Raw genomic sequence first — 20,681 nt, forward strand, 5'->3', positions numbered from 1 at the left:
CGGCGTCAGGCCTGAACTGTCCCGGATGCCGGGCGGGCCAGTGCGCCCCGAATAAGGGCAACCGTTTCCGGCAAACCGAAGAGCGAAGCAAAAATTCCGAACCGCGGTCCTTCGCTCTGCCCAAGCAGAACCTCATAGAGGCAGCCGAACCAAGACCGAAGCTCGGATTTTTCAAAGTAGCGCTTGCCCACTTCGAACACGACATCCTGAACTTCAACCGGCGGCGTATGAACCGGAAGTTTTGCCAGTTCCGTCGCCAGATCCTCAAGGCCCTTACGCTCTGTTTCAGACGGATCACGGTAAGTCTTGTTGGGGTAAACCTGCTCCTGGAAATAGGTCAGAGCGCAGCGGACGAGTTTGTCCACATACGGATGCGTTTCCGGCGACAGCGTCTCGTCATAACGACGCAGGAACTTCCAGAGTGTTTCCGGATTGTCCGCATTCGCGACGTTCGCAAGGTTAAGAAGCGCCGTATAGGATACTGGGCTAGTCTCTTCCGAACGCACCGTTCCGCCATGAATGAACCAGACCGGATTGGCCATCAGGTCCATCGGCTCCTGCGTTTCAGCCTTCTGAACCAGCGTCAGATAATCATCCGTTGCACGGGGAATGACATCAAAGAACAAACGCTTGGCGCGCGTAGGCTGCTGGTACATGTACTGCCCGAGGCTTTCCGGCGTGCCGTAACGCAGCCATTCCTCGACAGACAGACCATTGCCCTTGGATTTGCTGATCTTCTGCCCCTGTGCATCAAGAAACAGCTCATAGGTCAGTCCAGCAGGCGGTTGCTTGCCCAGAATGCGGCAGATCTTTGAGGACAGCTTCACACTGTCAATCAGATCCTTGCCAGACATTTCATAGTCGACACCAAGAGCATACCAGCGCATGGCCCAGTCGGCCTTCCACTGCATCTTGGCATGCCCACCCAGAACGGACGTTTCGAACGTCTTTCCGGCTTCATCCTTCCAGACAACCGTTCCGGCGTCCGGATCAACCTTGATGATCGGAACCTGCATCACCTGCCCTGTTTCAGGGTGGATCGGCAGAACCGGGGAATATGTTGCACGACGCTCAGGGCCAAGCGTCGGAATAATGGTCGCAACAACTTCGTCATGCACTTCAAGCATGCGACGAAGAGCGGCATCGAATGTCCCGCCGGTATAATAATCCGTCGCGGAAGCAAATTCGTAGTCAAAACCAAAGCTGTCCAGAAACTGGCGCAGACGGGCATTATTATGGGCGGCGAAGCTTTCATACTCGCCAAAAGGATCCGGAATACGCGTCAGCGGCAGGCCAAGATACTTCGCAAGCATCTCTTGCTGCGGCACATTCGTCGGAACCTTGCGCAGGGCATCCATATCATCCGAAAACGCCAGCAGGCGTGTCGGGCGGCCAGTCAGTGCCTCAAAGGCCTGACGAACCCATGTCGTCCGTGCGACTTCGCCAAACGTGCCGATATGCGGCAGCCCGGACGGCCCGTACCCTGTTTCAAGCAGGGCCGGGATTTTCGGATCGCGCTCACCCACATGCGCGGCGATTTTTTTCGCTTCTTCGAATGGCCATGCTTTTGGCAACGGCGCATCAGGTGCGAGGGACGGAAAGGTTTGTGTTCTGGAATTGTGCATGATTGCTGGAAAACGTAGGCAGACACGTATCCCGGGTCAAGCAATACGAGAGTGTACGAAGTTTCTCCGAACGCCCTAAATAATTACGAAATATGTCAAATACCTGTTGCCAGAAACACGAACACCGCAGCAGACCTGCCTTTTCACGATCTGTTCCAAAAGCTCTCGCCCCTTTCCCCCCTTCCCGCTAGACTGAACAGAATGCCACCAGCTCCCTCTTTTCCGTCGCCATTTGATGCTCCCGCCCTGATTGCGCGGCGCGGCCTGTCGTCTCTTCTGACGCCAGACGGAGAACTTCTGGATCTGTCAGCCGAAGAGGCACGGGAAAAATTATCGCAGCTTCCCCCACCCCTTCTGGTGCACGGGCCGGCGGCTCTCCGGGCACTGGACCTGACACCCCTTTCACAGCCTGTTCCTTGGTTCGATCTTCTGGACCTGTTCCTGTTTGTCCTTCCAGCGACAACCGTGGCCCCAACTCCGCGGGGACTGGCCATCGCGCTCGGGCTAACGCCCCCCGAAGACATTACTGCCGATCTTCTGCCCCTGCTGTGCGAAAATCTTCTTGGCCGATTGCGCGCCAAAGCGGACACGCCAGAAGGCACGCGCCTTCGTGCGCTCCTGCTTCCCCTTACTCGCGCAGGCTGGATCTGGAGTGGCGAAGTCGCAGATGCCATTGGCTCCGCCTCAGACCCGGGAAGTGCACATCCTTTCGATGCCGTGCGCATCTGGAGACGCTTGCCTCGCTGGGAGGAAACAGCTCCCCGCCCGGCTCCCAGCAGCCAGCCCGTTTCGTCACGTGCCGCACGCGAAAGACTGCGCCAAATTCTTGGTGAAGGTGCAGAAGAACGACCGGGACAGGCCGACTTTGCATCTGTCGCAACGGCCGCTTTTGAGCCGCGAGAAACGCTCGGTTCACCCAATGTCGTTTTAGCGGAAGCCGGAACCGGGACTGGCAAGACACTGGGTTACATCGCCCCATCCAGCCTCTGGGCCGAACAGAATGACGGTGCCGTCTGGGTCAGCACCTATACGCGCCATCTTCAGCGGCAGATCGAACAGGAACTCCACCGCCTTTATCCGGACGAAGCCACTCTTCGACAGAAGGTGGTCGTCCGCAAAGGCCGGGAAAACTATCTGTGCCTCCTGAACATGGAGGATCTTCTCAATACCGCCACCTCCCGTGGAAATGACAGTGCAGCAGCACTGCTGCCTCTGGCCCTCCTGGCACGTTGGGCAGAGGCGAGCCGGGATGGCGACCTGATGGGTGGCGATCTGCCAGGCTGGTTTGGAGAACTTTTCGGGCATGGCACGCTCTATGGCGTGGCCGATCGACGCGGCGAGTGCATCCATGCCGCCTGCCCACATTATCAGGCCTGCTTTGTAGAACACGGCATCCGCCGGGCGCGACAGGCCGATCTTGTTGTGGCCAATCATGCTCTCGTCATGTCCCAGGCAGCCTGGGCCTCCCTCGCCCCCCCGGGTCTACCGGACGAAGACGCAGCCCCCACTCGCTATGTGTTTGACGAAGGCCACCACGTCCCCGAAGCCGCCGATAGTGCCTTCGCAACAGTTCTATCCGGACTTGAAGCCGCTGAACTGAGACGATGGCTTCTAGGCGCAGAAGGCAGCCGGTCACGTGCGAGAGGCCTCTTGCGGCGTCTCGATGACCTAGTCGAACGCATTCCTTCCATTGATGCACCACTTCATGCCGTCTTACAGGCCGCACGCGCTCTTCCAGCCCCCGGCTGGAGCACGCGTCTCAAAGGATCAGACGCACCTGCTGCTGAAGAAGACACTTCATCCCTTCTTCCGCTAGAGGAACCAGAACTCGACAATCCCTCAGAGCTGTTCCTTCAAGCCCTGGATCAACAGTTAAAGGCGCGTCGATCTCAGAACCCACAGCATGAGACTGGATATATTTCCACGGAGTGCGATCTTCATCCGACGACTGATACCGTCAGGAAAACTGCCGAGGATCTTTCACGCGCCCTCCGCCGCCTGCAGGATCCACTGCTTCTTCTGACCAAGCGCCTTGAAGCCCAGGTCGAAGATGATCCCGAAATGGAAGCCCCAACGCGCCAGCGTATCGAAGCCTTCATCCGCACGCTCCATCGGCGCGCCATCAGCCGTGTTACGGGATGGGTTGGAATGCTGGATGCGCTGCAAACACCGCCAGAACCCGGCATCACACCGGTCCATATCGACTTTATCCGCACCGAACGACTACCCAGAACACGCGGCACGCAGGGAGATCATGACGTCGGCCTGTATCGGCACTGGCTCGACCCGACCATCCCATTCGCATCCACTATCCAGACGCCCGCTCACGGCCTTCTGCTGACCTCCGCCACCCTCCGCGATCAAACAGGTCCTGAGGACGGGGAAGAAAGCTGGCACGCCGCCGAACTTCGCTTGGGCGCTACCCATTTCATGAAGCCGCCGATCCGGGCGTCTCTCATGAGTCCGTTCAACTACGCAAAACAGACACGCGCTTACGTGGTCACGGATGTCTCTGTAGAAATCGCTTCTCTGGCCCATGCATTCCGTGCGCTGTTTGAAGCCGCTGGCGGGGGCGCACTTGGACTATTTACAGCCATCCGCAGGTTGCGCGAAGTGCATCGGCGCATTAACGAGCCACTGGAAGCACAGGGTTTCCCCGTATACGCCCAGCATGTGGATGCGATGGACAATGCAACACTGGTGGACGTATTCCGTACCGAGACCCATAGCTGCCTGCTTGGAACAGACGCCATGCGCGATGGCGTGGACGTTCCCGGAGAGGCCCTCCGAATGGTCGTGTTTGAAAAGACGCCCTGGCCTCGCCCCGACATTCTCCACCGGGAACGCCGACGTCTGCTCTCGGAAGGTCGCCCTGGCGACTATGACGACCGCATTACCCGAATGCGTCTTAGACAGGCTTTCGGGCGCCTCATCCGAAGGGGCGATGACAGAGGCGTTTTCGTCATGCTGGATCGCCGCATGCCCTCCCGCCTCCTTTCGGCTTTCCCCGAAGGAGTCGAAGTCCGACGCCTCAGCCTTGCCGAGACATTGAAGGATATTGAGGAATTTCTGGCCCCCTCTTCTCCGGTTTCCTCGGAAAACTGAAATCAATCAGAGCACAAAAAAAGGCGGTGGAATTTCCACCGCCTTTTCCGTCTCCTCTGGCAAAGCCAAAGATCAGAAGTTCACGCCTGCCTGCAGGAAGACGTTACGTCCCATGTAAAGGTTGCCATAAAGGGCAGCCGCGCTGTTGTCTGTCCCACCAGAAACAAAGGGAGGCTTCTTGTCGAGCAGGTTGTTCACACCAGCTTCGAAGTTCCACTTTTTCCAACGATAAGTCACCGTAACATCATGAGAGAAGATGCCAGGCGTCTTGATGCGGCCCGAAGCTGAACGGGTCACATCAGTTTCCGAGTCGTTCCAACGCATACCACCCATATAGCTCATCATATATGTGACGCCAATTGCACCATGCTGCCAGCCAACGGTCGCATAATCACGAACGCGGGGGTTGCCAGTACCGTTTTGGTAGAACATGCGACCTGCATAATTGTACCACTTTCCGCCGAGCTCGTTCTGCTGAAGATAGCTCACAAGTTGCTGAAAGTTGTTGGACAATGTCAGAACGTCGCGAGATGTAACGCGGATACGGTAGTCAAGGTCAAAGTCGATGCCGCTCGTCTTCAGTCCACCGATGTTGCCATACAGAGCTGTCACGGAGTTTAGCTGGTTCGTGCTGCCAACGCGGGTAATGTCATTGCAATATGACGTGTTTGCACCCGTGTAGCACTGGTTCATGATGTACTGACTGCTCAGGTACGAAATCATGTTCTTGAGCGTGTAATGCCAGTATTCCACGGAAGCCGAGAGGCCTGGAATCCAACGCGGCGTGACCGTTGTACCAAACGTGTAGGTACGGCCAGTTTCAGGCTTCAGCTTGGGATTGCCACCAAACAGGGTCGGAACCTGACTGGAGGAAGCAGACACGAAATTACTGCTGTTAATCCCCTGCTTGGCGCAATTGGCCGCCACAATTGGCGTCAGACTGCCATATGTGCCGACCTGCCCGCTGTCGCATGGGTCAGTTGCTGATGCATAGCCGAGAGACTGACCGCCATACAGCTCATAGACGTTAGGCTGACGGTAGGACGTGCCAAGCGTTGCACGGAAGCGGATGTCCTGAACCGGTGCCCAGTTGATGGACGCCTTCCAGTTCTTCGTGCTGCCGAACGTGTTGTAAGACGAGTAACGGCCCTGACCGTCAATCGTCAGATCCTTGGCAAGGAATGCATTGTGCAGCAGCGTGGCTTTACCTTCGAGGTAGCCTTCCGTGACGTTGAATCCACCACCCGTGTAGGAAGCAGAGTTCGTCAGCGTCTGGCCAGATTCAACGAGGGCATCCGGATGATAGGCAAGCTGCTCACCACGATGCTCCATACCCAGCGCGATACCTAGATCGCCACCGTTCTTCCACGGCATGTGAACAACATGGTTATTGTTAATACGCAGGTTCAGATCACGCAGCTGATAGTAGTAGTGATCGTGCGACGTGTAGTTCGAGTAATCAGCCGCTTGCGGCGAAAGCTTGTTGAAAGGGTTGGACAGTGTGCAGCCAGCCGCTGCAGTGCAGATCGACGGGTTGTAAACCAGCGCACTGTCAGGATTGCCCGGCTCTTCAGCGGATAGACCGTAGCTCTGAAGCAGCTTGGAATAATTACCAACGCCAGAAGTCTGGGACATGACCTGGTTCCACCCGTAGGTATAGGACAGGTCATATTTCCAACCGTGGGTGATATCACCCGAAGCGCCAATCTTTGCCGTGTATGTGTCGGTAGCAGTCTGACTGACGCGATCACCCCATTCACCCATACGCTTGTACATCGTGGCATCTTCGCCAAGCGAATTGTACGGCGCACTTCCTGGAATGGTGATGGCTACCGGCAGAGTGGATGGATAGATGCTACCAGACACCGGAATCGGCGCCATCTGCGTATTAGAGTTACGATGCGAATACAGGAAGTTGCCATACGGCGTGAAATGACGGTTCACATCGTAATGTGCATCGAACGACAGCGTGGCATCCTGCAAGGAGTTCGTCAGGCTCTGATCATTACCGTAGTTGTAGCGATCTTTCTTGCTGAAATTGTGGAACGATCCATCACCATTGGGAACATTATCCGCAGTATCAGTGATGAAACGACCCGCCGTCGGGATGGACGATCCGTAAGTCGGCGAACCACCCGGTGCAATCAGACCAGACACAACCGGGTTGGCCCAGTCACGGCTGTTCTGACGGATCCCGCTCTGGGTCATGTAAGATCCGGAGACCGTCACGTTGCCGCGGCCATGATCAAAATTCCAGCCCTTGTAGCCAGAAATCATGCCGGACTGGCCATCTCCACGGTCAGTGATGCCTCCACGAACCGTCAGGTTCGCGTCATCCAGATTGTGTTTGAGCTTGATGTTGATGACACCGGAAACGGCATCAGCACCATACAGCTCAGAACCACCATCCTTGAGGATTTCGACACTCGCCACCTGGTGAATATTGATCGTGTTCAGATCAAAGCAGCTTGACGAGCCGTCAATTGCTGCACGCTTGCCATCAATCAGAACCAGAACACGGCTTTTGCCAAGGTTACGGATATCCGTGCAAGAAACACCCGCCGTATTGTTGGTTTGGCTGTTCGTCGTACCCGAAGAACCGACAGACGGCAGGCGCTGCAGGTAATCACCCAGAGTGTTGATGCCAGTCTGCTCGATCTGCTTGCTGGTCACGATTTGGACCGGGTTCGCGTTCTGATTGTTAGACGTGCTCAGAGCAGACCCCGTGACCACAACGCTTTCCTGCGTTCCGGAATCAATGGAACGAACGGCATGGGACCGGTTGACCGCTACAGGTGCAGAAAACTGCGGAGCTGCCACCGGACGAGCCACCGAGACCGGAGCTGTTATTGCAGGCGTCGCAGCAGAACGCACCGGACCATGAGTCACAGTCTTGTGGCGCACATGTGAGGACGTGTGAGTGCTTTCGGTTGCCGCATGAGCAACACTCGAAAGCGCCCCCATCCCCAGCACCGATGCGCAAAGTAACGTATTGCGACGCGATACGATCATAGTGAAACGAAATCCTTCTAAAGGCGGTGAAGTCCTTTAGACGGGTCGTTACGCGCATGTCACCCCAAGTTACCGTGGTTACGGTGGTTACATGATAGTTCTGCGACAGGCGTTGCATAAGGGTCACATATGCATCCTGCACATACCAAAAAAAAGGCCGTTCCACCTGCGTGAAACGGCCTTTTTGCAATCTTTCGACGCAATTTCCGGCTCTGAAACGAGCCGGAAATCAGGTGCAACCGGATCAGAAATCCATATCGCCCATGCCGCCCATTCCACCCGGAGCGGCCGGAGCCTTCTTCTCTGGGCGCTCTGCAACCATGGCTTCCGTTGTGATCAGCAGACCACCAACCGAAGCGGCATCCTGCAGAGCCGTACGAACAACCTTCGTCGGGTCGATGATACCAGCAGCAACAAGGTCCTTGTACTCAGCGTTCTGAGCATCAAAACCGAAGTTGTAGGTGTCGTTCTCGAGCACCTTGCCAGCGATCACGGCGCCGTCTTCACCAGCGTTCTCAGCGATCTGACGCAGCGGCGTCTGGAGAGCCTTGCGAACGATCTCGCCACCAATGCGCTGATCATCGTTGTCGAAGGTCAGCCCCTTCAGAGCAACCGAAGCACGGGCCAGAGCCGTACCACCACCCGGAACGATGCCTTCTTCAACAGCAGCACGGGTTGCGTGCAGCGCATCGTCAACGCGATCCTTGCGCTCCTTCACCTCAACCTCGGTGCTACCACCGACGCGGATGACGGCAACGCCACCAGCCAGCTTGGCCAGACGCTCCTGGAGCTTCTCACGGTCGTAGTCAGATGTGGTTTCTTCGACCTGTGCGCGGATCTGGTTGCAACGACCCTTGATGTCTTCGCTGTTGCCAGCACCTTCGACGATCGTGGTGTTTTCCTTCTCGATGTGAACCTTCTTGGCGCGGCCCAGCATGTCGAGGGTAACGGACTCCAGCTTGATCCCGATGTCTTCGGAGATAACCTGGCCACCCGTCAGGATCGCGATGTCTTCCAGCATGGCCTTGCGGCGATCACCGAAGCCCGGAGCCTTGACGGCAGCGATCTTCAGACCACCGCGCAGCTTGTTTACGACTAGCGTAGCAAGGGCTTCGCCATCAACGTCTTCCGCGATGATCATCAGCGGACGACCGGACTGCACAACGCTCTCAAGCAGCGGCAGCATCGGCTGAAGCGAAGACAGCTTCTTCTCGTGGATCAAGATGTACGGCGCATCGAGATCGGCCGTCATCTTCTCCGGGTTCGTCACGAAGTACGGGGAAATGTAGCCGCGGTCGAACTGCATGCCCTCGACCACGTCGAGTTCCGTGTGCAGACCCTTGGCTTCTTCAACCGTGATGACACCCTCGGAGCCGACCTTCTGCATGGCAGAAGAGATCATCTCACCGATTTCGCGCTCACCGTTGGAAGAGATCGTACCGACCTGAGCGATTTCCTCCGGGGAGGTCATCTTCTTGCTGTTCTTCTTCAGCTCTTCAACGACAACACCAACAGCCTTGTCGATGCCGCGCTTCAGATCCATCGGGTTCATGCCAGCGGCAACAGCCTTGGCACCTTCACGAATGATAGCCTGCGCGAGAACCGTGGAGGTCGTCGTGCCGTCACCGGCGAGGTCGTTCGTTTTGGATGCGACTTCGCGCACCATCTGAGCGCCCATGTTCTCGAACTTGTCAGCCAGTTCGATTTCCTTGGCGACAGAGACACCGTCCTTGGTGATGCGCGGTGCGCCGAAGCTCTTGTCGAGAACAACGTTACGACCCTTCGGGCCCAGCGTTACCTTGACGGCATTTGCAAGAATATCAACGCCACGCAGCATACGGTCGCGGGCATCGGCACCAAACTTTACGTCCTTGGCAGCCATGTTCTTATCTCCTGTTGAGGTCTTTTAATGAGAGGAAACGGGGACGGCTGTTCAGCCGATCACACCCATGATGTCGCTCTCTTTCATGATCAGCAGCTCTTCGCCGTCGATCTTCACCTCGGTGCCGGACCACTTGCCGAACAGCACCTTGTCACCAGCCTTGACGTCGAGAGCCACGATCAGGCCCTGCTCGTTCCGGGCGCCTGGGCCTACGGAAACGACTTCGCCTTCGGTCGGCTTGTCCTTGGCGGTGTCAGGGATGATGATGCCGCCAGCGGTCTTCTCTTCACCGGTCAGGCGACGGACCACAACGCGGTCATGCAGGGGACGAAAAGTCGTCATGGATCGCTCCATTTTAGGCCGTGCCCTTCTCAAAAGCGACGCGGCCGGGTTACGCGCTCAATGACTGCAGCGCAGTTAGCACTCCCGTATCGAGAGTGCCAAGAGAGGTAGTCCCAACGACCGGTTTCGTCAAGAACCATCGTCCTTCAGGGAAAAAATATTCTTGCCGTCCAGAAGGGTTTTGAGACGCTGTTTCTCAAGAGAATCTGCCATTTTTTGCCCTTTAGTCCGACCAAAGAGACGACGATTGGTTTCAGCGTCCTTCGCATCCTCAACAGACTTGCGGCGTTTGCGTTCCCGACGGAGATTGATGACGTCGCTCATGGCACCTGCCTTTCCGGCGTTACAGAGACTGGACAGAAATCAATGGACCACAAGCATTCCCAAGAGAAGACCAAGGGTCACATGATCCGCCTCAGGGCGACTGACGGGCATGAATTTGAAGCATGGGAAACCGGCTCCCCCGAGTCCCCACGGTCAATCGTTGTTGTGCAGGAAATCTTCGGCCTGACCGGGCATATCCGGGAAGTCTGTTCGGAACTGGCGCAACAAGGCTTTCATGTTCTCGCCCCCGCCCTTTTCGATCGGGTCAAACCCCATACGGTTCTTGCCTATAATGAAGCGGGCCTGAAGGAAGGTCTGGAGTTCCGCAGCGGAATTTCGCCGGACCTGATCCAGCAGGACCTCGCAGCCTGCGCTGAAAAACTTCGCGAAAATGACGACCAGCGCCCTGTGGGGGTCCTTGGCTTCTGCTGGGGCGGATTGATCGCCTGGCTGGCAGCAACACGAACGCATCATTTCAATGCAGCGGTCGGCTGGTATGGCGGCGGCATTGCCAATCATTGCGATACGGCTCCCCATTGCCCGACACAGCTTCACTTTGGCGGTGAAGACGCATCAATCCCACCAGGTGACGTCCAGAAGATCCGGGCCGAACGCCCAGAAGTTGAGGTCTTCCTCTACGATCAGGCAGGTCATGGTTTCGGCTGCCCTGAACGGTCCAGTTTCAATCAGGATGCACGTGACCTCGCCTGGAGCCGCAGCACGGCATTCCTGAAACACCACCTCAAAAGAACATGAGGCCTCATCATGGAAGGCATTGCAGGAAAAATCGTCCTCATCACCGGCGGTAGCAGTGGTCTTGGTGAGGCAACTGCGCGCTACCTCGCGGCCCGTGGCGCCTATGTCGCCATCGCCGCCCGACGCCGGGATCGGTTGGACGAAATCGTCTCCGAGCTTGAAGCGCTGGGTCAGACTGCTCGTGCCTATACGCTGGACGTCACAAACCGGCTGCAGGTGTCTCAGGTTGTCGAAGCCGTCGAGCGCGAATTCGGTCGCCTGGACGTCATCATCAACAATGCAGGCCTGATGGCAATCGCCCCCATAAAACGACTGATGGTCGATGAATGGGACCGGATGATCGACATCAACATCAAAGGCGTTCTCTACGGTATCGCTGCGGCTCTCCCAATCTTTGAACGCCAGCGTTCGGGGCACATCATCAACCTGTCCTCGGTTGCTGGAATCAAGGTTTTTGCCCCCGGTGGAAGTGTATATTCAGGAACAAAATTCGCGATCCGTGCCATCAGCGACGGCCTGCGCCAGGAAGCAGGTAATACTCTCCGCGTGACGTGCATTGAACCCGGTGCCGTTGAAAGCGAACTCAAGGCCGGAAGTGGCGACAAAGAAAGCCGCAAGGCAGTGGAACAGTTCTACAACATCGCTATTCCGGCAGAGTCCGTAGCCCGTGCCATCGCCTTCGCTATCTCCCAACCTGACGACGTGGACATTAACGAGATTGTCCTGCGCCCAACCCTTCAGGAGTTTTAATCATGAGTAGCAATCCACTCGAAACCGCCCCCAAACGTGATGCAGCCATCCGCCATGAAGCCCGGCTTCTCTGGGAAGCAGATGGCAAGCCTGACGGAGGACCGGAAGCCTATCTTGAAAAGGCGACGGACCTGATCTCCATCAAAGGCGTCCCTGAAGGCACCCCCGTTGAGGATCTCCCTCCGCCGGAACTGGCAGATGTTCAGATCGAAGATCCGCGCCTTCAGGAAAATCTTGGAGAGTTTCCCGAGCGCAGCACGGATCAGGGTGATCAGCGTCACTTCCCCGTAGCTGACCGCAAGGAAGAGCGCGAACTGATGAACGATCCCAGCACCGATGCCGGTCAGCCGGGTTACGCCCAGATCGATGAGAAACAGGAAGGGCCCTGATAGCCCTTCCCTATTGCCGCCCGCGTTTACACGGGCGGCAAGTGCATCAGGCCTTGTTCAGAACACGACCTGCAACGGCATCAAGCTTGGCAACAAGTGCCGGATCGCGCTTCTCAGGTGCGGTGATGATCGCAAAGTCGAGCGCACGCTCCGCAGACAGATCCGGTGGACGCTTCTGCCCCAGAACCGGGATCACAGCTTTCACGAGACGGCGGGCGTTATCCGCATTCCCCTTCATAACCTTCACGACGGCCTCAACCGTGACGCTGTCATGTTCGGTGTGCCAGCAGTCATAATCCGTGACCATGGCGACCGTCGCATAGGTCATCTCGGCTTCACGGGCGAGTTTGGCTTCCGGCATATTGGTCATGCCAACGACCGAGCAACCCCATGACCGATAGAGCTCACTCTCGGCACGCGTTGAAAACTGCGGGCCTTCCATGACGATATAGGTTCCGCCACGCGTCACCGGAATATCAAGCTTGCGGGACTCCGCTTCCAGCACATCCAGCAGACGGCCGGATACCGGATCGGCCATACCGACATGCGCCACACATCCCGTTTCGAAGAAGCTCTTTTCGCGTGCAAAGCTGCGATCAATAAACTGGTCAACGAGCACGAAACGACCCGGTGGCAGCTCTTCCTTCAAAGAGCCCACGGCTGAGAGCGACAGAATATCCGTCACCCCCGAGCGCTTGAGAGCATCAATGTTTGCACGAAAATTGAGGCGTGACGGCGGGATCGGATGCCCACGGCCATGACGCGGCAGGAAGACGCACTTTACGCCCTCGAACGTCCCAAAAAGGAGTTCGTCAGACGTCTCACCCCAAGGCGTTTCAACCCGACGCCATTCCTTGTTTTCCAGACCGTCAATGTCATACAGGCCGGAGCCGCCGATAACGCCGATAACCGGCTGAATTTCTGTTTCCGAAGACATGGGTGTTCCATCCGCCCCTGATGAACATGTTTGAGGATCGTTCAGGAACACGAGACAGAAGCCAGGCGCAAGCCTCTGCTTGTCAGCCCGCTGCAAAAAACGGTTTCATCTTTACAAAGCAGAAAGGCACTCTCTGCCATCATCGCGCCACAGAGCGGCAGCAGACATGCAACCAACCAACTGTTCGTATCAAGTGCGATTTGCTAGGACATTCCGCGTAACGCGATTTTGTTCCTAGGATGGTAGGGGAGAGAAAAATGGACCAGATCAGCCCCGATTTTGCTGAACTCGTTCGCCCGGATGTGCCTCATGATACGCTGAAGCGTGAGGCGAAGGCCTGGTTTGCATCTCTCCGGGACCGGATCTGCGCGTCCTACGAGCAGCTTGAAGATGAAGCTGTCGAGGGAGGCTCGCAGGTTCTGCGAGACCGCACTGAAGCCGGCCGCTTTACCCGTACCGCATGGAGCAGGCCGGAAGGCGGCGGTGGCGTCATGTCGGTCATGCGCGGACGCGTATTCGAGAAGGTTGGCGTCAACGTCTCCACGGTCTGGGGCGAGTTCTCTCCCGAATTTCGCAAGAACATTCCCGGCGCATCCGAAGACCCACGCTTCTTTGCGACAGGCGTCTCCCTCGTTGCTCATCCCTGCAATCCGCATGTCAGCGCCGCGCATTTCAATACGCGCATGATCATCACGACCAAGGGCTGGTTTGGCGGCGGTGGCGATATCACCCCAATGTTCCCCGACAGCGCTGAAGCCCGCAGTGACGCGGACTACTTCCACAAGATGTTCGAAGCAGCCTGCAACAAGCATGATCCGGAACACTATCCGCGCTTCAAGGAATGGTGTGACCGTTACTTCCATCTGCATCATCGCGACGAACCCCGCGGTCTGGGCGGCATCTTTTACGACCAGTTCACAACCGGCAGCCTGGAAGGCGATTTTGCCTTCACGAAAGACGTCGGCATGGCCTTCCATGATGCCTATCCTGCCGTGGTTCGCCGCCGGATGTTCAATCCCTGGACCGAAGCCGACCGTGACGCCCAGCTCATTCGCCGTGGCCGCTATGTCGAATTCAATCTGCTCCATGACCGCGGAACACTGTTTGGTCTGAAAACAGGCGGCAATACCGAGGCGATCCTGATGAGCATGCCACCGGAAGTCCGCTGGCCGTGACGGTCCCGTCCCCGACCCGCCGCGACTGCCTGAAAGGGCTGGCCCTGCTCGGCGCCGGCAGCGCCCTGCCGTCACTGTCCGCGCATGCAGCTGACATTCCTGATGCCCGCCTCCTTCTTGGCGGCACCATGGCATCCATTCAGGGGCAGTTTGGGGAACTGGCTGCGGGGGTTATTTCCCGCACACTCGGTCTTGATGCACCGCTCGAAATCACACCCGATATCGGTCAGGATGGCGTACGCGCCGCAAACCTTTTCGACGCCAATAGCGCGCCGGACGGGAGTACAGCCCTTATTGCTCCCGGCAGCGCACTGCTGGCTTCCCTGACCGGAGACCCACGCGTTCATTATGACTTCACCAGATGGACGCCCCTGCTGACAGCCCACACCACAACCGTGGTCATCGCCAGAGCAGAACTGCACAAGACCCTCCGAAGCCGCCTCAAGGGCTTTTTCCACGATCATCCCGTGCGCCTCGCCGTCTCGCGTCCGACGGGGACAGAGCTGGATGCATTGCTGGGACTGACGCTTCTGGGACTTCGCCCCATTCCCGTTTCCGGCTTTGCCCGAACGGAAGAGGCCCTGGACGCACTGGCTAATAACCAGGTCGATGCCGTTCAGCTTCTACCCTATACGCTGGGTGTTCCAGTTGAGGATGTCCTTGCCAGACTGCCCCCCGATACGGTTCCGATCTATCATACGGGTGATCTCTCAGACACCAGCGCCGACAACATTCCAAATTTTCTGGAAGCCTACCAGCAGGCCCGTCACAGGCCGCCTGAAGGTGCGCTTTACAGGGCATGGCAGGCTGTTTCCGCCAGCACCTACACGGCCCTGACCGTTGCACTTCCGATGCTGACGCCGCCAGATCTGGTCAAAAGCTGGCAGAAAGCATGCTGGGATGCTGCCGTTGATCCAACAGTGCGGCACTGGGCAGAAAAACACCATTTCATGCTGGCAGCAGGCGCCAACGCCGCGCCGTTCCTGTCCCGAGCAACACCAGACATCGGAGCAATCCTTGCCCTGAGGCGCTGGATTGCCATGAACACTCCCCGCTGGCGGATCGGACAGGAAACACGCCCGATCTGAAAATTAGCGGCGTTTCGTCCGCAACAGGATCCGGACAGACCCATGATTGGCCGAGTGTGGATGAACGACGGCCAGAACCATGGGTCGAATATCTGATCTCTGAAGCCAGAGCGGCAGTTCGCGGCGGATCAAACCGCTCGTGGCTCCGCTCCCGAGCCCCGTGACCACCTCGACACATCGCCAGTTTCGAGCCTTGGCGCGGTGCATGAACTCAATCAGGCGCTCGAACGCGTCCTGAACAATATATCCGTGCAGATCCAGCTTGGCATCAACCTTCAGATCCCCACGAGACAGGCGCTTCCAACTGGTATCATCCAGTCCAGGAGACCGGACACCCACCCGAAGATCCTGAGGTCTTGTCCGCCGTACAGTCGGGCGCGCAAGCATGGCCCTGAAGGACAGATCCCGTTCAGGCGGCACAACCGCTGCAGGCGTTGATCTCTTTAAGCCGAGATCTTCCTTGGCCTTTTTAGGAACTGGAGGTAGCTGTGGCTTGGCCTGAGCGGGATGTATGGGAGCGATGTCACGCACGACCATGCGCCACAAAGCCACCTCCTCCTCCTTCAGAACCCGTTTTGCCACACACACTCCATCGGAAACCGACCCCGGTCGCGCAAACCGCAACAAACCTGCGAAACGTGTAACTGCTTCCACGGCTCTCGAACAATGGGAAAAGACTGAATTTCCCGATCTTGCCTCGCAAGAAACAATCCCGTCTGATGAGCTCGGACGGGAGCATAACGGAATGGATTTGACGGATCTGGCCCAGTTCTGGGCCAAGACGGACACGCAGGCAGCAGCGGAATGCCCCATGCATCCTGTCGTAGCGCATTCGCTGGATGTGGCAGCCGTCGCCATGAACCTGCCAGAAACCATGCTCCCTCAAATAGACAATCACCCTATCGACCGCAGGCTCCTGGGATTTCTCGCCAGCCTGCACGACATCGGCAAACTGGGAGCAACCTTCCAGTTTCTTAGACCGGACCTTTGGCCGACCGCTCTTGAAGCAACGCCCGCAGCCATTCCTCCCGGCCCGCGCCATGACGCCGCAGGCTTGCAGATTCTGGGGCAGCTAAGCACACACCCTGTTCTGAAAATCCTCTTCCCTGACTGGTCCCTCTCGGAAAAGCTCCGGGTCCTTGCGGGTGTTGCGGGCCATCACGGCAAACCGCTCAACCGCGCCTATCAGCGCCCCGCAAACCTGACCCCGCTTGACGAAAATACTCTGAATGCCGCCAGAATTTTCCTGGATGTCATGGCCTCTCTTTTCCAGCCTCCATCTTTTCCTGGAGACTTTTCAGAAGACGCCATGGATGCGTTGGCCTGGAGACTGGCGGAATGCCTTCCCGTGGCAGACTGGATAGGCTCAAACCGCACATGGTTTCCCTATGCCACTCCCCACACCCTAACAGACCCAGCCGACTATTTCTGGAACAAAGCCCTCCCTCAGGCCCAGAAAGCCATTTTTAAGGCCGGACTTGGACCCGTTCGCACCCGCCCGTTCCAGAGCGCGAAAGACCTTCTCCCCCATCTTGAAAATCACGCCCTTTCTCCGTTGCAGCGCTGGGCAGAAACCACATCCCTTCCTGACGGCCCCGCATTAATCGTCATCGAAGACATGACCGGAAGCGGCAAAACGGAAGCAGCGCTCATCCTGTCCCATCGGCTGATTGCGCGGGGACACACCAACGGAGTGTTTCTTGCTCTGCCGACCATGGCGACAGCCAATGCAATGTTCGACCGCGTCGCCGCTGCCTACGGGAAGATGTTTCACCCTGCGGATCGTCCCTCCCTTGCGCTGGCGCATGGCAAAGCCCGCCTTTCCGAGCGATTTACGCAGACGATCCTTTCGGAAAAATCACTTTCCTCCTCCGCAGGCATCCGCAAACAGCCCGGAGAGTCCGCGTGCATGGAATGGCTGGCGTCCGAAAACCGTCGCGCCCTGCTGGCGCAGGTAGGCGTCGGCACCATTGATCAGGCCCTCATGGCGGTCCTGCCGGTCCGTTACACAACCATCCGGCGACAGGGTCTGACCGGCAAGATCCTGTGCATTGATGAAGCCCATACTTTCGACGCTTACATGAACGAGGAAATGAAGGAACTCCTCACCCTTCATGCCTCCAGAGGCGGATCAGCCATTCTCCTGTCTGCCACCCTCTCCCACGCACTCAGAACCACGCTGGTCAATGCGTTCCGCAAAGGGCTGAACCTCCCGGCCACAACCCTGCAAGACACGCATTACCCACTGACTACACTGGTGTCTGGAACAGCCGCTCCCGTAGAAACACCCTGTGAACCCCGCCCCGGACTGGGAAGAACCGTTACGCTCAACCGGCTGTCAGATGTCGGGGAAGCCGAAACCCGCGTCATAGAACTTGCAGAAACCGGAAGTGCCATCGCCTGGATCCGGAACACCGTTGATGAGGCCATCGCAAGTGCCGAATCTCTTCGGGCAAAAGGACTGAAAGTCCAGCTTTTCCATGCGCGCCTCGCCATGGTGGATCGGTTCGAAATCGAGCAGGATATTCTCCGAAAATTTGGAAAGAATTCGTCACCCGATCAACGCGCTGGCGTTCTGGTGTCCTCACAGATCTTGGAGCAGTCTCTTGATCTCGATTTTGATGCGCTCATCACAGACCTTGCCCCCGCAGATCTCCTGATCCAGAGAGCCGGGCGGCTGTGGCGCCATCACCGCGAAGACCGACCTGTCGATTATCCGCAACTGGACATTCTTTCCCCATCCCCCGTTTCAGATCCGGATGCAAACTGGATCCGCCGTGTTCTGCCCGGAACAGCAGCCGTTTATCGAGACCCGTCCCTGCTCTGGCGCACGGCTCGCGCGCTATTTGCACGCAACGTTCTCCAAACCCCGAAAGACGTTCGCCCCATCATTGAAGAAGTTGCCGACACCGCATCGCCCGGCAGCGTTCCTGCCGCACTTGAAAAAGAGATGCTCACAACACAAGGCAAAAACCTCAGCGCGCAGGGACTAGGCCGGCAGACGGTTCTGAAAACGGGAGAACCCTACGACCCCGGAACGGGCCAGTGGGACACCGATCTGCAAGCCCGCACACGACTGGAAACAGACCCGACAGTCATCGTCCGTCTCGCCCTTCTAAGAGACGGTGTCATCCACCCTTATGCAGAGGACGCTGATCCTTCACAGGCATGGGCACTCTCGGAAATCCGTGTGGCCCGCAGACGCCTGAAATCCTGCCCTCCCCCGGAAGGCTTACAGACTGCCATCGAAACTATCCGCGCCTCCTGGTCCCGCTGGGAGCGGGATGCGGTGGAGGATATTCTTGTACTTGTTTTGTTTGAGAGTGTGGATGGTGGCTTTGAGGGGAGAGGCTTGGACAAGGATGACAATGCTCTGATGCTTCAGTATCATAAAGCTACTGGGTTGATGTTCCCCGCATAAGCGGGGATGAACCGTTCTATTCCTGATCTAAGGCAGGTTCTTCAAACTCTGTTCCCCGCGAAAGCGGGGATAAAATCTAAGTTCTAATCTTATTCTAAACGCAGATTCAAGAAAATCATTGATTTGTTAATCTTTTCATTCATTCTCCCATGAGGTGGTTCAGCCCCGATTCGAGTCTCAACGCTGAACCACCTTCGCAAACACAAAGAGAATTTATGCCCCTCATATCCGGAGCGACTTCCCATCACCCCTCCCGGGAGGAAAGAGTAAGAAGCAGGTCGCTATCCAGTTTAACGCCTTTGCGCCCTACTCCGCAAAAATATTTTCTCTTTCATTTTCCTCAAATCCTGATTTCAACCAGTATTATCTTTCTGACCTTCCATGTTTTGGAATCATGTGTTCCTACTATCAAAATAAGCGCGAATATCTCCGTAATTTTCCATACCCACGGAATTTCATAAATGTTTGATTTGATAAAAACATCTTGGATTCCAATCCGACGAAGATCCGGCAAGAAGGAGATTATCCGTCCTTCCCAGATTGTCGAAAACATTGAAACCGATCCAGTTGTTGACTTCGATTGGCCCCGCGTTGACTTTCAGATTGCCAGTATCGAGTTCATGATCGGTCTACTGGCAACGGCCTTCCCGCCCGCCACTGAACGGAAATGGCGTACTCTCTGGCACACACCTCCCACACCGGAGAATTTGGAAGCCGCGTTTACCCCCATGCAGAAAGCGTTCGATCTGGATGGCCCCGGTCCACGCTTCCTTCAGGATTTCGAGCCTCTTTCAAGCGGAATGGAGCCAATCGAGCGCCTTCTGTTCGAAGCGCCCGGCGATCAGACGGTCAAGAAGAACATGGATCTTCTCAACCATAGAAACCGGGTACAGCGCATGGGGCGTCCGGCAGCCGCCATGGCGCTCTACACAATGCAGTCCTGGGCGCCATCAGGCGGCAAAGGAAATCGGACCGGCCTTCGCGGAGGAGGCCCCCTTATCACCTTTGTAACCCCTGCCGATCGTGACACGCTCTGGCATCGGTGTTGGGCAAACGTGCCGTTGGGCACTCCGCCCACCGAAGCAGAACTGCCCAAAGTGTTTCCATGGCTGGCCCCAACGCTGACTTCGGAGAAGAACCTTGAGATCCAGCCGGAACTGAATGCTCATCCCTTGCAGGCCTGGTGGGGCATGCCACGCCGGATCCGGCTTAATTTTGAAGAGCAGCCCGACGCCCGGTGTGACATCACGGATGAGCGGGACGACATTCAGGCCACAGGATGGTGCCAACGTCCGTACGGCTGTAATTATAATCTCTGGGCACCCCGCCATCCGCTGACGCCAACCTACCGTCCGGGCAAGGACAAGGAACTCCTGTTCCAACATCCGCAACCGGGTGGCATCCGTTACCGGCACTGGCTCGGACTGGTGGTCCCCACAGACACATCTTTCGAAGCCCCTGCCATCCGCACATGGAGGAACGACCGTCAGCCGGATCTGGACGACGGTGAAACTCCCCGCCCAATGGACCGCTTTTTCGCGGGCGGTGCGGACTTTGACAACATGAAGCTCCGCAGCTTTGCCGAGAGCCATTTTCCGCTTCCGCGGGCCGCCATGACCAAAGACCAGCACCTCGCTGACGACATGGCGCGCAGGCTTGTTCAGGCTTCCACTCTCGTGGCTGATGCCCTCCGCTCAACCGTCCGCGCTGCCCTGTTCTCGGCCGGTGCGACGGTCAAACTGGATGCGTCTCTGTTCACCTGCCTGCGCGAAGAGTTCTGGAACCGCACGGAACCAACATTCTTCGGGCATCTGACCCGATACAGCCAGAACCCGACAACGGCACAGGACCAGACCTGCCGTGACTGGCTGGGGG

Annotated in this window: 15 protein-coding genes; 8 read left to right on the forward strand and 7 right to left on the reverse strand. The window is 57.2% G+C overall.

The window, feature by feature from the left end; all coding sequences use genetic code 11:
* Window positions 1–5 precede the first annotated feature (5 nt).
* On the reverse strand, window positions 6–1,625 hold the full coding sequence (locus tag B7444_RS04320) for a lysine--tRNA ligase (RefSeq protein WP_007282359.1): 1,620 nt from the start codon (window positions 1,623–1,625) through the stop codon (window positions 6–8).
* A gap of 201 nt (window positions 1,626–1,826) precedes the next feature.
* Here B7444_RS04320 and B7444_RS04325 point away from each other — a divergent pair, with 201 nt between their 5' ends.
* The gene (locus B7444_RS04325; RefSeq protein WP_007282360.1) at window positions 1,827–4,730 is read left to right on the forward strand and encodes an ATP-dependent DNA helicase; all 2,904 of its coding nucleotides are present in this window, start codon (window positions 1,827–1,829) and stop codon (window positions 4,728–4,730) included.
* A gap of 72 nt (window positions 4,731–4,802) precedes the next feature.
* Here B7444_RS04325 and B7444_RS04330 read toward each other — a convergent pair whose 3' ends face one another.
* The 4 genes from B7444_RS04330 to B7444_RS04345 all read right to left on the reverse strand — a co-directional run bounded on the left by B7444_RS04330 (window position 4,803) and on the right by B7444_RS04345 (window position 10,290).
* Window positions 4,803–7,742, reverse strand: a complete 2,940-nt coding sequence (locus B7444_RS04330; protein WP_048855120.1) for a TonB-dependent receptor domain-containing protein — start codon at window positions 7,740–7,742, stop codon at window positions 4,803–4,805.
* A gap of 244 nt (window positions 7,743–7,986) precedes the next feature.
* Entirely contained in the window at window positions 7,987–9,624 is a 1,638-nt protein-coding gene (groL, locus tag B7444_RS04335) for a chaperonin GroEL (RefSeq protein WP_007282363.1), read from the reverse strand.
* A gap of 51 nt (window positions 9,625–9,675) precedes the next feature.
* Complete coding sequence (locus B7444_RS04340; RefSeq protein ID WP_035730058.1) at window positions 9,676–9,966, reverse strand: co-chaperone GroES; 291 nt, start codon at window positions 9,964–9,966, stop codon at window positions 9,676–9,678.
* Between the two features lie 129 nt (window positions 9,967–10,095).
* A complete protein-coding gene (locus B7444_RS04345; protein ID WP_007282365.1) occupies window positions 10,096–10,290 on the reverse strand; it encodes a DUF4169 family protein in 195 nt (64 codons plus the stop codon).
* 42 nt (window positions 10,291–10,332) lie between these two features.
* Between B7444_RS04345 and B7444_RS04350 the strand changes: the two genes are divergently transcribed.
* Genes B7444_RS04350 through B7444_RS04360 form a run of 3 tightly spaced genes read left to right on the forward strand, consistent with a single transcriptional unit; the run spans window position 10,333 to window position 12,185 of the window.
* On the forward strand, window positions 10,333–11,046 hold the full coding sequence (locus B7444_RS04350) for a dienelactone hydrolase family protein (protein ID WP_015072140.1): 714 nt from the start codon (window positions 10,333–10,335) through the stop codon (window positions 11,044–11,046).
* Between the two features lie 9 nt (window positions 11,047–11,055).
* Complete coding sequence (locus B7444_RS04355; RefSeq protein ID WP_007282367.1) at window positions 11,056–11,796, forward strand: SDR family oxidoreductase; 741 nt, start codon at window positions 11,056–11,058, stop codon at window positions 11,794–11,796.
* A gap of 2 nt (window positions 11,797–11,798) precedes the next feature.
* Entirely contained in the window at window positions 11,799–12,185 is a 387-nt protein-coding gene (locus B7444_RS04360) for a DUF2934 domain-containing protein (protein ID WP_007282368.1), read from the forward strand.
* A gap of 46 nt (window positions 12,186–12,231) precedes the next feature.
* On the opposite strand, the gene B7444_RS04365 is transcribed toward B7444_RS04360, so the two are convergent.
* On the reverse strand, window positions 12,232–13,122 hold the full coding sequence (locus tag B7444_RS04365; protein ID WP_029495691.1) for an S-methyl-5'-thioadenosine phosphorylase: 891 nt from the start codon (window positions 13,120–13,122) through the stop codon (window positions 12,232–12,234).
* A 257-nt stretch (window positions 13,123–13,379) separates the two neighbouring features.
* Between B7444_RS04365 and hemF the strand changes: the two genes are divergently transcribed.
* Both hemF and B7444_RS04375 read left to right on the forward strand, forming a co-directional pair.
* Window positions 13,380–14,297 carry an oxygen-dependent coproporphyrinogen oxidase gene (gene hemF / locus B7444_RS04370; protein ID WP_007282370.1) on the forward strand — a complete coding sequence of 306 codons (918 nt, stop codon included), beginning with the start codon at window positions 13,380–13,382 and terminating at the stop codon, window positions 14,295–14,297.
* Window positions 14,294–15,385 carry a hypothetical protein gene (locus tag B7444_RS04375; protein WP_007282371.1) on the forward strand — a complete coding sequence of 364 codons (1,092 nt, stop codon included), beginning with the start codon at window positions 14,294–14,296 and terminating at the stop codon, window positions 15,383–15,385. Before hemF ends, B7444_RS04375 begins: the two co-directional genes overlap by 4 nt.
* 3 nt (window positions 15,386–15,388) lie before the next feature.
* On the opposite strand, the gene B7444_RS04380 is transcribed toward B7444_RS04375, so the two are convergent.
* The gene (locus B7444_RS04380; RefSeq protein WP_007282372.1) at window positions 15,389–15,937 is read right to left on the reverse strand and encodes a Smr/MutS family protein; all 549 of its coding nucleotides are present in this window, start codon (window positions 15,935–15,937) and stop codon (window positions 15,389–15,391) included.
* A 193-nt stretch (window positions 15,938–16,130) separates the two neighbouring features.
* On the opposite strand from B7444_RS04380, the gene B7444_RS04385 reads away from it, so the two are divergent.
* Together B7444_RS04385 and casA are read left to right on the forward strand one after the other, a co-directional pair.
* Entirely contained in the window at window positions 16,131–18,806 is a 2,676-nt protein-coding gene (locus B7444_RS04385) for a CRISPR-associated helicase/endonuclease Cas3 (RefSeq protein ID WP_035730053.1), read from the forward strand.
* Between the two features lie 461 nt (window positions 18,807–19,267).
* The coding region (gene casA / locus B7444_RS04390) for a type I-E CRISPR-associated protein Cse1/CasA (RefSeq protein WP_048855121.1) at window positions 19,268–20,681 on the forward strand (1,414 nt) is incomplete at its 3' end.

The sequence above is a fragment of the Gluconobacter thailandicus F149-1 = NBRC 100600 genome (genome assembly GCF_000964465.1).
Lineage (GTDB): Bacteria > Pseudomonadota > Alphaproteobacteria > Acetobacterales > Acetobacteraceae > Gluconobacter > Gluconobacter thailandicus.